Origin of the sequence: Streptomyces marianii (assembly GCF_005795905.1) — a bacterium.
Lineage (GTDB): Bacteria > Actinomycetota > Actinomycetes > Streptomycetales > Streptomycetaceae > Streptomyces > Streptomyces marianii.
Window position 1 is genome coordinate 2,271,127 of record NZ_VAWE01000001.1, and the last position, 14,155, is coordinate 2,285,281.

The 14,155-nt window shown below is 70.6% G+C and carries 13 protein-coding genes and 2 pseudogenes; 4 read left to right on the forward strand and 11 right to left on the reverse strand.

Annotated features, from left to right (window positions below; genetic code table 11):
- Window positions 1-46: 46 nt before the first annotated feature.
- The 5 genes from FEF34_RS10045 to rpsB all read right to left on the reverse strand — a co-directional run bounded on the left by FEF34_RS10045 (window position 47) and on the right by rpsB (window position 4,677).
- Window positions 47-1,159: a phosphatidate cytidylyltransferase gene (locus tag FEF34_RS10045; RefSeq protein ID WP_138052861.1), complete on the reverse strand. Its 1,113-nt coding sequence runs from the start codon at window positions 1,157-1,159 to the stop codon at window positions 47-49.
- Entirely contained in the window at window positions 1,159-1,716 is a 558-nt protein-coding gene (gene frr / locus FEF34_RS10050) for a ribosome recycling factor (protein ID WP_026165253.1), read from the reverse strand. The genes FEF34_RS10045 and frr overlap by 1 nt, the downstream gene beginning before the upstream one ends.
- A gap of 184 nt (window positions 1,717-1,900) precedes the next feature.
- On the reverse strand, window positions 1,901-2,683 hold the full coding sequence (gene pyrH, locus FEF34_RS10055; protein WP_138052862.1) for a UMP kinase: 783 nt from the start codon (window positions 2,681-2,683) through the stop codon (window positions 1,901-1,903).
- A gap of 158 nt (window positions 2,684-2,841) precedes the next feature.
- Window positions 2,842-3,678 carry a translation elongation factor Ts gene (gene tsf / locus FEF34_RS10060; protein ID WP_138052863.1) on the reverse strand — a complete coding sequence of 279 codons (837 nt, stop codon included), beginning with the start codon at window positions 3,676-3,678 and terminating at the stop codon, window positions 2,842-2,844.
- A 102-nt stretch (window positions 3,679-3,780) separates the two neighbouring features.
- The gene (gene rpsB, locus FEF34_RS10065; RefSeq protein ID WP_138052864.1) at window positions 3,781-4,677 is read right to left on the reverse strand and encodes a 30S ribosomal protein S2; all 897 of its coding nucleotides are present in this window, start codon (window positions 4,675-4,677) and stop codon (window positions 3,781-3,783) included.
- A 218-nt stretch (window positions 4,678-4,895) separates the two neighbouring features.
- On the opposite strand from rpsB, the pseudogene FEF34_RS41990 reads away from it, so the two are divergent.
- Window positions 4,896-5,468, forward strand: a pseudogene (locus FEF34_RS41990) (murein hydrolase activator EnvC family protein); the annotation flags it as partial.
- A gap of 932 nt (window positions 5,469-6,400) precedes the next feature.
- Here FEF34_RS41990 and FEF34_RS10075 read toward each other — a convergent pair.
- The 6 genes and pseudogenes from FEF34_RS10075 to FEF34_RS10100 form a co-directional block, all read right to left on the reverse strand.
- Window positions 6,401-6,961 carry a TetR/AcrR family transcriptional regulator gene (locus tag FEF34_RS10075; RefSeq protein ID WP_138057389.1) on the reverse strand — a complete coding sequence of 187 codons (561 nt, stop codon included), beginning with the start codon at window positions 6,959-6,961 and terminating at the stop codon, window positions 6,401-6,403.
- A 121-nt stretch (window positions 6,962-7,082) separates the two neighbouring features.
- On the reverse strand, window positions 7,083-7,919 hold the full coding sequence (gene whiG, locus FEF34_RS10080; RefSeq protein ID WP_138052866.1) for an RNA polymerase sigma factor WhiG: 837 nt from the start codon (window positions 7,917-7,919) through the stop codon (window positions 7,083-7,085).
- Window positions 7,920-8,174: 255 nt separating this feature from the next.
- Complete coding sequence (gene dprA, locus FEF34_RS10085) at window positions 8,175-9,341, reverse strand: DNA-processing protein DprA (protein ID WP_138052867.1); 1,167 nt, start codon at window positions 9,339-9,341, stop codon at window positions 8,175-8,177.
- Between the two features lie 58 nt (window positions 9,342-9,399).
- A pseudogene (locus tag FEF34_RS10090) lies at window positions 9,400-10,788 on the reverse strand (YifB family Mg chelatase-like AAA ATPase); the annotation flags it as partial.
- 47 nt (window positions 10,789-10,835) lie between these two features.
- Window positions 10,836-11,291, reverse strand: coding sequence for a hypothetical protein (locus FEF34_RS10095; protein WP_138052868.1), 456 nt, complete (start codon window positions 11,289-11,291; stop codon window positions 10,836-10,838).
- Window positions 11,292-11,459: 168 nt separating this feature from the next.
- The gene (locus FEF34_RS10100) at window positions 11,460-11,879 is read right to left on the reverse strand and encodes an XRE family transcriptional regulator (RefSeq protein ID WP_138052869.1); all 420 of its coding nucleotides are present in this window, start codon (window positions 11,877-11,879) and stop codon (window positions 11,460-11,462) included.
- Window positions 11,880-12,142: 263 nt separating this feature from the next.
- On the opposite strand from FEF34_RS10100, the gene FEF34_RS10105 reads away from it, so the two are divergent.
- From FEF34_RS10105 to FEF34_RS10115, 3 genes are all read left to right on the forward strand, one after another.
- The gene (locus FEF34_RS10105) at window positions 12,143-12,436 is read left to right on the forward strand and encodes a helix-turn-helix domain-containing protein (protein WP_138052870.1); all 294 of its coding nucleotides are present in this window, start codon (window positions 12,143-12,145) and stop codon (window positions 12,434-12,436) included.
- Window positions 12,437-12,700: 264 nt separating this feature from the next.
- Window positions 12,701-13,090, forward strand: a complete 390-nt coding sequence (locus tag FEF34_RS10110; RefSeq protein WP_138052871.1) for a hypothetical protein — start codon at window positions 12,701-12,703, stop codon at window positions 13,088-13,090.
- Entirely contained in the window at window positions 13,087-14,091 is a 1,005-nt protein-coding gene (locus FEF34_RS10115) for a hypothetical protein (protein ID WP_138052872.1), read from the forward strand. The genes FEF34_RS10110 and FEF34_RS10115 overlap by 4 nt, the downstream gene beginning before the upstream one ends.
- Window positions 14,092-14,155: the final 64 nt, after the last annotated feature.

Sequence of the window (14,155 nt, forward strand, 5' to 3'; positions counted from 1 at the left end):
AGCCCTTCCGACCGGAACTCCCCGGACTCCCGACCGGGACCCCGGGTCAGCCGGCGCCGACGAACACAACGAACAGCAGCCACACCACCGGCGCCGTGGGCAGCAGCGAGTCCAGCCGGTCCATGATGCCCCCATGGCCCGGCAGCAGCGTTCCCATGTCCTTGATGCCGAGGTCACGCTTGATCATCGACTCGCCGAGGTCGCCCAGCGTCGCGCTGACCGCGACCGCGAGGCCGAGGATCAGGCCCTGCCACCAGGTGCCGCCGTCGATCAGCAGCGGCACGCAGAGGGCGCCCGCCGCCATGCCGAACGCCACGGCCCCGAACAGGCCCTCGCGGGTCTTCCCGGGGCTGATGCGCGGCGCGAGCTTGTGCTTGCCGAAGCGCCAGCCGATCGCGTACGCGCCGGTGTCGCTCACGACCGTGAGCAGGAGGAACGTGAAGACCCGCTGCGGGCCGTCCTCCGCGGTCAGCATCATCGCGACGAACGTGGCGAGGAACGGGACGTAGAACGCGGCGAAGAGCCCGGCCGTCACGTCCTTGAGGTAGCCCTCGGGCGGCTCGGTCATCCGCCAGACCAGCACCGCCAGGGCGGTGAAGGCGGTGGCGACCCAGGCGCCCTCGGCACCCCGTACGTAGCCGGCCACGACCATCGCCGCTCCGCCCACCGCCAGCGGCACCAGGGGCGCCTTGATGCCCTTGCGTTCCTGGAGGCGGGAGGTGAGCTCCCACAGGCCGACGACCACGGCGACGGCGATCACGCCGACGAACACGGCCTTGACGACGAACAGTGCCGCGACGATCACCGCACCGAGCCCGACGCCGACCCCTATGGCAGCACGAAGATCGCGGCCTGCGCGCTTCTTCTGCGGCGGCTGCGGCTCCGACGGCTGGGAGGCCGCAGACGGCGGAGGGGTGGGCATGGGCTCCTGCGGCATCTCGTCGCGGACCGGGGGGCCACTCAGCCGAGCGGCCCCCCGGTCACGGTCGTCGCGGTCTGCGGCGTCTCTACCTGCGTCGGGATCGTCCGGCACGATGGGCATGGGCCGAGTCTGCTGGGCGTCAAGCTCATCGTATGCGGGACCCGCCGGGGCAGCCCCCTGGTGGGGCGGGCCCCAGTAGCCGGCACTCGTCGGGGCCCCCCAGGAAGAGTCGTTCATCAGACCTCGAGCAGCTCGGCTTCCTTGTGCTTGAGCAACTCGTCCACCTGCGCGACGTACTTCGCGGTGGTGTCATCGAGCTCCTTCTCCGCACGACGGCCCTCGTCCTCGCCGACCTCGCCGTCCTTGATCAGCTTGTCGATGGCCTCCTTGGCCTTGCGGCGCACGGAGCGGATCGAGATCCGGGAGTCCTCGGCCTTGCCCTTGGCGACCTTGATGAACTCGCGGCGGCGCTCCTCGGTGAGCTCCGGGAACACCACCCGGATGATGTTTCCGTCGTTGCTGGGGTTGACGCCGAGGTCGGAGTCGCGGATCGCCTGCTCGATGTTGCGCAGCGCGCTCTTGTCGAACGGGGTCACCACGGCCATGCGCGGCTCCGGCACCGAGAACGAGGCGAGCTGGTTGATCGGCGTCAGCGCACCGTAGTAGTCGGCCACGATCTTGTTGAACATCGCCGGGTGCGCACGCCCGGTGCGGATCGCGGCGAAGTCCTCCTTGGCGACCACGACGGCCTTCTCCATCTTCTCCTCGGCCTCGAGGAGGGTCTCTTCGATCACCACTTGCTCCTGCGTGTCTTGGTAGTACCGGCGAGTACGAGCGGCGACCCGGTACGCGACCCGTGGTGCGGGTCCGCGGACCGGTCCGTGTCACGCGTACGAGACCGGCGAACTTGGCGGCGCGTCCTCCCTGCACGGTGTCCGACCGGCAGGGCTTTGTCCATCCCGGGGCGGTGCCCCCGGGTCAGGCCCGGGTGCCCTGGTCGCTCACGAGCGTGCCGATCTTCTCACCCCGGACGGCCCGCGCGATATTGCCCGCGGCGAGCAGTTCGAAGACGAGGATCGGCAGCGCGTTGTCGCGGCAGAGGGTGATGGCGGTGGCGTCGGCGACCTTGAGGTCCCGGGCGAGTACCTCGCCGTACTCCAGCGCGTCGAACTTCACCGCGTCCGGGTTGGTCTTGGGGTCGGAGTCGTAGACGCCGTCGACACCGTTCTTGCCCATGAGCAGGGCCTCGGCGTCGATCTCCAGGGCACGCTGGGCCGCGGTGGTGTCGGTGGAGAAGTAGGGCATGCCCATACCGGCGCCGAAGATCACGACGCGCCCCTTCTCGAGGTGGCGCACCGCCCTCAGCGGGATGTAGGGCTCCGCGACCTGGCCCATGGTGATTGCGGTCTGGACGCGGGAGTCGATCCCCTCCTTCTCCAGGAAGTCCTGGAGGGCGAGGCAGTTCATGACCGTGCCGAGCATGCCCATGTAGTCGGAGCGCGCCCGGTCCATGCCGCGCACCTGGAGCTCGGCTCCGCGGAAGAAGTTGCCACCGCCGATGACCACCGCGATCTGTGCGCCGTCACGGACGACCGCGGCGATCTCCCGCGCGATGGCGTGTACGACGTCGGGGTCGACGCCCAGGCCGGTACCGCCGGAGAACGCTTCCCCGGACAGCTTCAGCATGAAGCGGCCGGCTTTCGTGCCGGTGTGGTCGCTCTTGTCGTCGGCAGCCGGATTGGCGTCCGCGCCCTTGTTCATGGAGATCTCCTCGTGCACATACGAAGAAGGCCATTGCCTGTGGGTGCTGGTGTCCCTGTGGCAATGACCTCCTCGTCAGATCTGCGGTCGTCCGGCGTTCACGCGGCCGACGACTGCTGGAAGACCCTATCGGGCTCCCGTGTCGATCGCGTACCGGCTCAGATGCCGACCTTGATGCGCGCGAAGCGCTTCAGGGCGACACCGGCCTCGTCCAGGATCTGCTGGACGGACTTCTTGTTGTCCAGCGCGTACGGCTGGCCCAGGAGGGTGGCGTCCTTGAAGAAGCCGTTGAGGCGACCCTCGACGATCTTCGGCAGGGCGGCCTCGGGCTTGCCCTCGGCGCGGGTGGTCTCCTCGGCGACGCGGCGCTCGGACTCGACGACCTCGGCCGGAACGTCCTCGCGGGACAGGTACTTCGGCGCGAAGGCGGCGATGTGCTGGGCGACGCCCTTGGCTACCTCGGCGTTCGCCTTGTCGAGCTCGACGAGGACACCGATCTGCGGAGGCAGGTCGGGCATCGTGCGGTGCATGTACGCGGCCACGTAGGCACCGGAGAACTGGGCGAAGCGGTCCAGGACGATCTTCTCGCCGAGGTTGGCGTTGGCCTCGTCGACGTACGCCTGCACGGTCTTGCCGGGCTCGATCTCGGAGGCGAGCAGGGCCTCGATGTCGGCCGGGGCGGTGGCGGCGACATGGGCGGCGAGGGCGCCCGCGACGGCCTGGAACTTGTCGCCCTTGGCGACGAAGTCCGTCTCGCACTTCAGCTCGACGATGACACCGGAGGTGTTGTCGTCGGCGATGAGGGAGACGACGGCGCCGTTCTCGGCGGAGCGGCCCTCGCGCTTGGCGACGCCCTTCTGGCCCTTGATGCGCAGGGCCTCGACGGCCTTGTCGACGTTGCCGTCGGCCTCGTCGAGCGCCTTCTTGCAGTCCATCATGCCCGCGCCGGTGAGCTCGCGGAGCTTCTTAACGTCAGCGGCGGTGTAGTTCGCCATGTCTGTGAATCTCTCTGAAGTCGAAGAGCTGAGGTCGAACGATCTACGGGCCGACGGCGGGGGCTTCATGGGCCCCCGCCGCCGGCTACCGGAACCTGGGTGTCAGGCCTTGTCGGCGTCCGCGGCCGGAGCCTCGGCGGCGTCCTCGGCCGGCTTCTCGGCCTCGGCGGCGTCCTCGGCCGGCTTCTCGGCCTCGGCGGCCGGGGTCTCGTCGGCCTTCTTCTCACCCTCGAGCAGGTCGCGCTCCCACTCGGCCAGCGGCTCGCCGGCGGCCTTGTCGCCCGGCTTCGAGTCACCGGTCGCGACGCCGGAACGGGCGATGAGGCCCTCGGCGACGGCGTCGGCGATCACGCGGGTGAGCAGGGTGACGGAGCGGATCGCGTCGTCGTTGCCCGGGATCTTGTAGTCGACCTCGTCCGGGTCGCAGTTGGTGTCGAGGATCGCGACGACCGGGATGTGGAGCTTGCGCGCCTCACCGACGGCGATGTGCTCCTTCTTGGTGTCGACGATCCAGACGGCGCTCGGCACCTTCTGCATCTCGCGGATGCCACCGAGGGTCTTCTCCAGCTTGGCCTTCTCGCGGGAGAGGACCAGGAGCTCCTTCTTGGTGAGACCGGAGGCGGCCACGTCCTCGAAGTCGATCGCCTCGAGCTCCTTCAGACGCTGAAGGCGCTTGTAGACGGTGGAGAAGTTGGTGAGCATGCCGCCGAGCCAGCGCTGGTTGACGTAGGGCATGCCGACGCGGGTCGCCTGCTCGGCGATGGCCTCCTGCGCCTGCTTCTTCGTGCCGACGAACATGATGGAGCCGCCGTGAGCGACGGTCTCCTTGACGAACTCGTAGGCGCGGTCGATGTATGACAGCGACTGGAGCAGGTCGATGATGTAGATGCCGTTGCGCTCGGTGAAGATGAAGCGCTTCATCTTCGGGTTCCAGCGACGGGTCTGGTGACCGAAGTGGACGCCGCTCTCCAGCAGCTCCCGCATCGTGACGACGGCCATGGCCGTATCTCCTTGGGTTTTCTCGGTTGTGTCCTGACGCCCCGACGCGCCGTGCCGCAAGGGACCGAGAGGCGCGGCCACCGACCGAGGATGAGGTGGTGGCGGGGCGTGCGAAGTCGACCCGGGTGACCCGGATCGCCAGAAGAAGTGTACGGGACCGCCGAGGTGCCGGGTGACGACGATGTCCACAACGGGCCGGCCGTCCACAGATCCGGACCATGATCAGCGCGGAGGCGGCCGGCTGGGGGACCGTCGGCGTCATGAATCGCGGACGACGAGTCGTGACGACGGCGCTGGCAGCGGTGCTGCTGGTGGCGCTGGCCCCGGTGGCGGCCCGGGCGGCGGTCTGGCCGGTGGGCCCGCCCCGCCCCGCGGTGGTACGGGGCTGGGAACCGCCGCCCTCCCCGTACGGGCGGGGCCACCGCGGGGTGGACCTGGCGGCTCCCCCCGGCACCGAGGTGCGCGCCGCCGCGCCGGGGCGGGTGTCCTTCGCGGGACCCGTGGCGGGACGCGGTGTGCTGTCGATCGAGCTGACGGGGACGGGCGACTTCCCGCTGCGCACGACATACGAGCCGGTGCGACCCCTGGTCCCACCGGGCGCCGTGGTGGCCGAGGGGCAGGTCGTGGCGGTGGTGGCGGCGGGTTCCTCGCACTGTCCGGGCGGGTGTCTGCACTGGGGGCTCCGGCAGGGCGAGGTGTACCTCGATCCGCTCTCCCTCCTGCCCGCGTCTGCCTTGCGACGGGGCCCGTCCCGACTGCTCCCGGTCTTCGGAGTGCCCCTGCCGCCGAGGGCTCCGGGGGTGGCCGCACCGGGGCTCGCCGAGGCGTCGGCGGCACCGTCCCGGGCCGGTGCGGACACGGTCATGGCCCTGGTACTGACAGTGGTGGCGTTCTTCTCGCACCGTGCGCTTCGCCTTGGGCGCCGGTCTGATCGGCGGGGCGGGGACGTGGGGCACGGCCCCGGAGAGGGGGTAGGGGTCGCAGCCGGGCCGGGGTGGCGCCGACGCTGCGGAGCCGGGCGGAGGCCCGGAGCACGGCGCAGGCGGGCGGAGGCACCTGTGGTTTCCGGGGCCGAGGTTCAGGGCGGTGCCGTACCGGACGGCGCAGGCGCCTCGGGGACGCCGATACGGGACCGGGCGGGAGCGCCGTGGAGGTGGGGGCGCGGGTGCCGGGGGCGCGGGGGTGGCCGGCGCGCACCGGTCCGGGGCCGACGGTCGCGAGGCCGGTTCAGGACCCGCCGAGGGCGTGTTTCGGAAGTAGCGTCGTCCGCCCCTGCCCAGACGGGGCCTTCGAAACACGGCCCAGCTGTATTGCCCTGTGAGGTCGGCGACCTCCGGGGAGGCTTTGTCCCCGTGGCGCATTCGGAACAGTCCGGGCCGCACCGGGCGGCTCACCTGTCGAATGGGCCGTCCCAGCCCCGGCGGAAAGGGCGAGGCGCGCCCGGGGGCGGGGACGAGGATCCCGGCGGAACCGAGTCAGAGGTCCCCGAGTCCCGGAATTCCCGCTGGGCTCGAAGCTCCCGGAGGGCACGGAGATCCCAGGAGGCTCGGAGGTGCCGGAGGTGCCAGGAGGCACGGAGGTGCCGGAGGCCTCGGGTGATGAGATGCGCGACAGGCCCGGGCCGGCAGTGCCCGGCGAGCACGGGCCCGAACCGACCAGAGCGCGGTCGGGCCGAACTCTGACGAGGGCCCGAACCGATCCGAGCAGGGTCCGGAGCGGGGGCTCAGTCCCCCAGCACCCCGTGGAGCGCCATCGAGACCGCGGCCTCGGCGATGGAGGAGGGGTCCTCGGCTGCGCCCAGCTCGATACGGCGCACCGCCGCGTCCACGACCCCCTGGAGGAGCATGGCCGCCAGGCGGGGCTGCCGGTGTCCCAGGTCCCCGAGCGCCTCCACGATCATGGCGATCAGCCCACCGTGCGCGGCGCGGATCTTCTCCCGGGCGCCGTCGTCCAGCTCGCTCGCCGAGATCGCGACGACCGCCCGGTGGCGCCGGTCGCCGACGAGTTCCAGCTGACGGCGCACATACGCCTCGACCTTGCCCTCGGGCGTGTCCGAGGCCGCCATGGCGGCCTCGACCTCCGCCGCCCAGACCGGGAAGTCGACAGCACACAGCTCTTCGACCACCGCGGCGCGGGAGCGGAAGTACTCGTACACGGAGGACCTGGCCAGGCCCGTGCGCTCGGCGAGGGCGGGGAAGGTCAGCGACTCCGTCCCGCCTTCGGACAGCAGGGAACGCGCGGCGTCCAGCAGGGCGGCACGCTGCATGGTCCGGTGCTCGGCCACGGAGGCCGCTCGAATCCTTGGCACGGGACCACTTTACGGCGACGGCGGCGCGCACGGGCGGACAGTGACGGTTCGGCACCGCGGCCTGCCCGCTTCCCCGGGCCGCCCCGACCCGTGGGGCTCATCGGGCGACATCCGCCAGCTTCGCCCTGAGCTGCAGCACGGACTTGGTGTGGATCTGGCTGACCCGGCTCTCGGTGACGCCCAGGACGTTGCCGATCTCGGCCAGGGTCAGGCCCTCGTAGTAGTAGAGAGTGACGACGGTCTTCTCCCGGTCGGGAAGCGTGTTGATCGCGCGGGCGAGGAGGCGCCGCAGCTCGCGGTCCTCGGCCACCTCGACCGGGTCGTCGGCGGCGGTGTCCTCCAGGGTGTCCATGAGGCTGAGCCGGTCGCCGCCCTCACCCCCGACGTGGAGAAGTTCCTCCAGGGCGACGACGTTCGCCAGCGACAACTGGCTGAAGACGGAATGAAGGTCCTCGAGCGAGATACCCATCTCCGCGGCGACCTCACTCTCGGAGGGGGTGCGCCGCAGTTGCGCCTCCAGCGTGGCGTACGCCCGCTCGACGTTGCGGGCCTTCTGCCGCACCGAGCGCGGGATCCAGTCCAGCGCCCTCAACTCGTCGATCATGGCGCCCCGGATGCGGGTGATCGCATACGTCTCGAACTTGATCGAGCGCTCGATGTCGAACTTCTCGATCGCGTCGATGAGTCCGAAGACGCCGGAGGAGACGAAGTCGGCCTGCTCGACGTTGGACGGCAGTCCGACGCTCACCCGGCCCGCGACGTACTTCACCAACGGCGAGTAGTGCAGGATCAGCTGCTCCCGCAACCGGTCGTCGCCGGTGGCCTTGTACGACCGCCACAGCTCTTCGAGCGACGAGGGCGCGGGCGGCCGCACGGAACCACGGGCAGCGGGGGGAACTGCCGCGTGGTCAGACCCGGAGGTGTGCTGGGGCATGCGTTGCCTTTGAGCCGTTCTGCTGTGGGGCGTGTCGGGACGGGTTGTCTTGGCCGGTGGCTGGGCTGTGAACCTGGCGAGCGTAGCGTGACTGGGGGATTGCGGTGCGCGAACGGCGGCGGATCGCGCTTCGGTGGGTGTGTACCGTCGGCCACATCTTCGAACGAGGGCCGGAGCAACGGGCGCCGGGCCTCGCGGTCCCGCTGAAGTGCCGCCGGGGCCATCAGGCTCACCCTTTCACCCGAATGCCCCGGATCAAGCACCGCCTCGCCGGGCGTTCGAGCCCGTTGTCGCGGCTGCGGCCAACTGCCAGCGGTCCCCGCGGCGTTCGACGAAGCCCAGGGAGTGCAGCTCGTACAGCCTCGCGAGGGCGTCGTCGGGCGTGGTCCCGGCCCGCTCGGCGACGTTCCGGCCGTCGAGGGCGCCGTTGGCCGGGAGGGCCTCCAGGACCCGTGCACAGCCGGGCCCGAGCAGATCCCGCGGGAGGACAGGACCGCGGCGCGCGGGGGCGAGATCGCCGATGTCGCCGACCAGTTCGACCACTTCGTCGGCGTCGGTGACCAGCACCGCACCGGTGCGCAGCAGTTCGTGCACCCCTGCGGAGAGTCCGCTCGTCACCGGGCCGGGAACGCCCATGGTGAACCGGCCGAGGCGCTCCGCGGCACGTGCCGTGGCGAGTGAACCGCTCCGGTACTCGGCCTCCACGACGACCGTGCCCCGGGACAGGGCGGCGATGACCCGGTTCCGCAGCACGAACCTGCTGCGGGTGGGGTGGGCTCCTGGCGGCAACTCCGCCACCACCAAGCCCTGTTCGACCACACGGCGGAGCAACTCGGCATGGCCGCTGGGATAGACGGCGTCCACCCCGCAGGCCAGTACCGCGACCGTCGCGCCCTCCGCGGACAGTGCGCCTCGGTGGGCTGCGGCGTCGATCCCGTAGGCGGCGCCGGAGACGACGACCCAGCCGCGCTCGGCGAGACCCGAGGCGACACGCCCCGAAACGTGGGCCCCGTACGGGGTGCACGCTCTCGCACCCACCACGGCCACCGAGCGCAGGGCCCACATCCGCAGGTCGGGGCGGCCCCGCACCCAGAGCCCGACCGGCCTTGCGTCTCCGAGGTCGTCCAGTTGCCCCGGCCACTCCTGATCCCCCGGACACAGGAAGCGCCCGCCCAGTTCGGCCACCCGCTCGAGATCGCACTCCGGACGTGCCGCCGCGGCCCGCATCCGGTAGCCCCCGATCCGCCGCTTCCCCGCACCTGGAAGGGCGCCCTCATCCAGGGCGGGCGCCGTGAGGCGGGCCAGCAGCTCCACCGGGCCGTGCCGGCGCAGCCATCTCCCCGCGTGTTCATCACCCGGTTCGACGACCCTCGTCAACGCGGCACGCGCCCTGCGCTCCTCCTCGCCGACGCCGGCGGTCACGACCCGGCTCCCCTCACCGCGCCCGGGCACCGGTCCGGGCCGTGCCCACGCACGGGGCTCACCGCTCGGCTCCGATCCCCGCCGGGACACCCCGTGCGATGCCCGTGCGCAGTTGGAGTGCCAGGTCCACGTCCCGGGTGCCGGGCCGGTCGCGGCCCGCGAGATCGGCGATCGTCCAGGCGACCCGGAGCACACGGTCCATGCCCCGCGCGGTGAGCAGTCCCCGCTCCATGTCCCGCTCGGCCGCGGCGAGCGCGCCGGGAGCGGTGTGCCAGCGGGTACGCAGCTCATGCCCGGGAACCTCGCTGTTCGCGCGCCACGGGGTCCCATCCAGCCGGGCGGACGCTCTGTCCCGTGCCTCGCCGACCCGGGCCGCGACGACCGCGGACGGCTCTCCCCGGCCGCCCCTGCCCAGCAGGTCGGCCCGGTTGACCGGCTCCACCTCGACTCGCAGGTCGACCCGGTCGAGCAGGGGTCCCGAGAGCCGCGCCTGGTACCGCCGGATCAGCGAGGCGGGGCAGTCGCATCCCGCGCCGTGCAGGGTGTGGCGGCCGCACGGGCAGGGGTTGGCAGCCAGAACCATGAGGAACCGGGCGGGCAGCCGGAGCACCCCCGCGCTCCTCGCGACGACCACATGACCCGATTCAAGGGGCTGGCGAAGGGCGTCGAGCGCCTTGGCGGAGAACTCCGGGGCCTCGTCCAGGAACAGGACGCCCCGGTGCGCCAGGGACACGGCGCCGGGTCTCGGCATGCCCTGACCACCGCCCACGAGGGACTGCATCGTCGCCGAATGGTGCGGAGCGCAGTAGGGCGGCATGCGCACCAGGGGCTCGCCGGGCGGGAGGATGCCCGCGACCGAATGGACGGCGGTGACCTCGAGGGACTCCCTGCGGGTGAGCGGCGGGAGCACGGACGCGAGCCGCTCCGCCAGCATCGTCTTCCCCGCGCCCGGAGGGCCCTGGAGCAGCAGGTGGTGCCCCCCGGCCGCGGCGACCTCGACGGCGGTTCGCGCCCCGTGCTGCCCGGCCACGTCGGCCAGGTCCGGAAGGGAGCCCTCGCCCTGCCCCGGACCGGCGGCGAGCCCCGTGCCCACGCCGGCACCGGGGACCGTGAGTCCGGCGAGCATGGCGTCGGGCCGGCCGTCACCGTCCGGCTGCTCCTCCGGCACCGGCTCGTCGTTCAGCACCGCGATGAGCTGACGCAGGCTGCGCACCCCGAGGACCGAGACGCCCGGGACGAGCGAGGCCTCTCCCGCGGTCCGCTCGGGTACGACGACCTGCCGGTACCCTGCCTCCGCCGCGGCGAGCACCGCGGGAAGGACGCCCCGCACGGGGCGCACCCTCCCGTCGAGACCCAACTCGCCGAGGAGTACGAGATCCGCGATGGCCCTGGGATCGACCCGCTCGGCGGCGCCGAGGACGGCGCAGGCGACGGCGAGATCGAAGCCTAATGAAAGACAGGTCTAACGCAGCAGCTCAGAGGGTTGCCAGGGGGTCAGCAGGGCTCGTCGAGGTCAGCGTCACCAGTCCCCCGCGTGATCCAGATTTCATTGCGGACCATCTTGGTGAGGATCCACGTCATCTCGGCCTCAAGACGCGGACTGGCGTGCCCCTCACAGATGAGCCAGACATGCCCCGATGGCCGTTCGATCGATAGGAGCAGGCTGCCGGCAGGAAAGGTGCCGACGGGCGCGAGTTGCCAGCCAGCTTGGAGGATGCGGCGGGGGTGGACGCGATTCTCGGGCGTGTCGGGCAGTCGGTACCACTGCCCCGTCGCCATCCTGGATGCCTGCTGGGCGGTGAAGTCGTCGAGGATCTGCTGGCTGGCGTGTCCTGGTTCGATGATGACGTGGATGCCGCCGTCAGGGCCTGGTCGGATGTCGGCGATGCGGCCGATGGGCAGTTCGCCTGGCTCGGCGAACCTGAAGAGGACTTCGATGACCTTGTACATGATGCTCCTCCCCGCCCCGGCGCATCCTAATCCGCACGCCAGTTCGAACCGGCATGTGGCCGGAGCCATTGCTTCCGCCCCCCAGGCGGAGAACCATCATGCACGGGATCTTCGCACTTTCAACAGACCAAAACCGAAAGTTACAAGCCGTCAGCTTTCGGTCGAAGTTCAGCCCCGCTGGAACCTCTCCACCAGCTCCAACACCTTGCGCTGATCTTCGGGCGACAGGTCATTGAAGCCGGGGACCGTCGCCCGAACTTTTCGATCACGGCTGTACACCGAATCCATGCCGAAGAACTGCGCAGCGGCAGCGTCCTGAACCCTATGAAGCGGCACCCTCAGGCCCGCAGCCAGTGCCCGCAGCTCGGGGATTCGTGGCGGCTTGACCCGCTCGCCGGCCAAAAGGTTACCGAGAGTGCTTCGCGTCCAGAGAGGCCCAGCCTCTGGCTCCTTCGCGTCGATGCACGCCGCCGCGAGTGCGCGGACACTGATCCCGAGCTCGGCAGTGCGGTCCCGCACGAGGTCGGCAAGGTCCGTTCTCTCCTCGGACGAGTCGGTGGGGGGTGGCGTCTCGTCGATCATCAGCATGTTCCCGTCTCCAGGTCGCTATGGGCTGCCCGATGTCCATGTGACCACTGATACGCGAGCGGGATAGTCCCTGCTCAGCACATCCGCGCGACTCACTTACTGGCCACAGTGTCCAGGTTCTTAGGCAAGCCTGGCCACCCCACCCCGGGACTTTGACCAAATCCGCACGAACAATGTGCCCAGAAATCTGGACACTCCGACCAACTTTCTGGCACGCTGTGAGTGTCCAAATTTTTGGTCACTCCAGCTCTTGAGGTCGCCCTATGCACCTTGCACAGCGATACCGCCTGGTCAGCCCCACCCTGCTCCGCACCCTCATGGAACGGACCGGCGCCGGCTCCAGAGTCTCCGGCCGCGAACTCGCCACCCGAGTGGGCGTCTCCCACGGCCTGATTACCAACCTGCTCAACGGCATCACCAAGACCACCCGCGCGGAGGTCGCGCAGGGAATCTGCCGCGTCATCGGCGTCGACCTGCTGATCCTGTGGGCCCCCACAGGGCGTTCCGTCCCGGCTGATGACATCGACAACCAGCCAACGACTGTGGTGCTGGCGTGAGCGCCCCCGAGCCGTTCGATGCCGACGCTGCCAGGCGCCGATTCGGACAGGGCGCAATCGAGGCGCTCCGTCGGCTTGTAGACGCCGCGCCCCCGCTCTGCCCCGAACAGCGCGCACATCTGCGGGCCGTGTTCGAGTCCGCTCGACCGAGTCCCTCCGCATCAGCGCCTCGTCGAGCTGCATAGCCCATGAATCGGGGCCGCCCGGACGGCCAGGTCCGAGGGCCCCTCAGCTCACCCCACCACACAAGAAATGAGGCTCACCGTGAACACCAAGCCTACCGACCTTCCAGGTCGCACCGGGTTCACCGGTCACCGCGACATCCCGTTCGCCACCCGCTATGTGATGCGGGAGAAGAACGAGGCCCGCGTTGAGATCGACGCAAACGAGCACTGGCTGCCCACCCCGAACATGCAGGCCCGCCACGACGGCGTGCGGATCCTCACCACAAACATCGAGGACCTCGGCCGCTGGCTGGAGGCCCACGGCGGCGAGATCACGACCAGCGAGGCCGGTGACGGCATCCAGGTGTGGACCCTGCGCACGGCCACCGACGTGTGGCCGGACGGGTCGCGGGTGCCGGTGCTGGTGTCAGTGCTGGTGCCGGACGACTTCCCGATGATGCCGGAGATCCGCGCGGCGGTGGCGGCATGAACACGAAGCGCGTGAACGCCGCGGCGGATGTCATCCACGCCGCGATGCAGCAGGGGCAGACGCTGCCCGCGACGATCGCCGAGGTGCTGGAGTTGGCGTGCCTGCTCCAGTCGCCTGAGACAGCGAACGAAATGGAGCGACTGCGGTCGCTGACGAACGCGCAGCCCGCCCATCTCACCGAGGCGCAGCTCGACGCGCTGAGCGAAGCGGGCAACCGGGCGCTCAACGATCACTACCACACCGACCTGTGCCACTGCGGGGACTGGCCGGCCAGCTGCGCGAGCAGCGGCGACTACTTCATGGGCACGTGGGACACGGGAGCGTTTCACATCAGTCTCGGTGCGGTGCTCGGTCTGTGGGAGTCGATGCGGGCTGATGCAGCTGCTGCCGAGTTGGCGCGGCTGCGTGAGGAGCGGGACGCTTTCCGGGCGCAGCGGAACGCGGTCTTCGCTACGAACGATGAGTTGCTGGCCCGCGTAGAGCGGGTCGGGCTGGAGCGTCTTCAGACGCAGAGCGAGTTCTTCAAGGTCGCCCGGGATGCGGACCGGCTGCGGGCCCGTGTGGCCGAGTTGGAGGCTGCCGCTGGTGACGGACACACGCGGCCCGTGGATGAGGACCCGGTGCCGGTCCGGCTGACGCCGCTGGCCACGGAGGTCCTGGCGGAGTTGGCGGAGTACGGGGTGCGGAGCGCTGGTCCGTTGGCGGAGGCGGTCGCTGAGATGGGTGCGCTGCCGGTGCCGGTGGGTGACCCGATCCCGTACGAGCTGACAGACAAGGCCACCGCCCCGCTGTCCGGGGTGACGAACTGCCTCGCCTGCGGCGAGGGCCTGGACGACGAGAACATCACCGACTTCTGCTCGGCTCGCTGCGAGTCGATCGGGCGTCTGCGCGGCCTGCTGTCCCGTCAGCGGCGTGCGTGGGAGGACCCGCACGAGTCGCCGCTGGCGCGCGGCCCGCACCCGGTCCCGCACGACCTGCCGGAGACGGAGGCGCGGCCGTGACCGTCATTGCCTGGCTTCTGCTCTTCGCGGCTGTTGCTGCCGCTTTCCTCGCCCTTCAGATCCT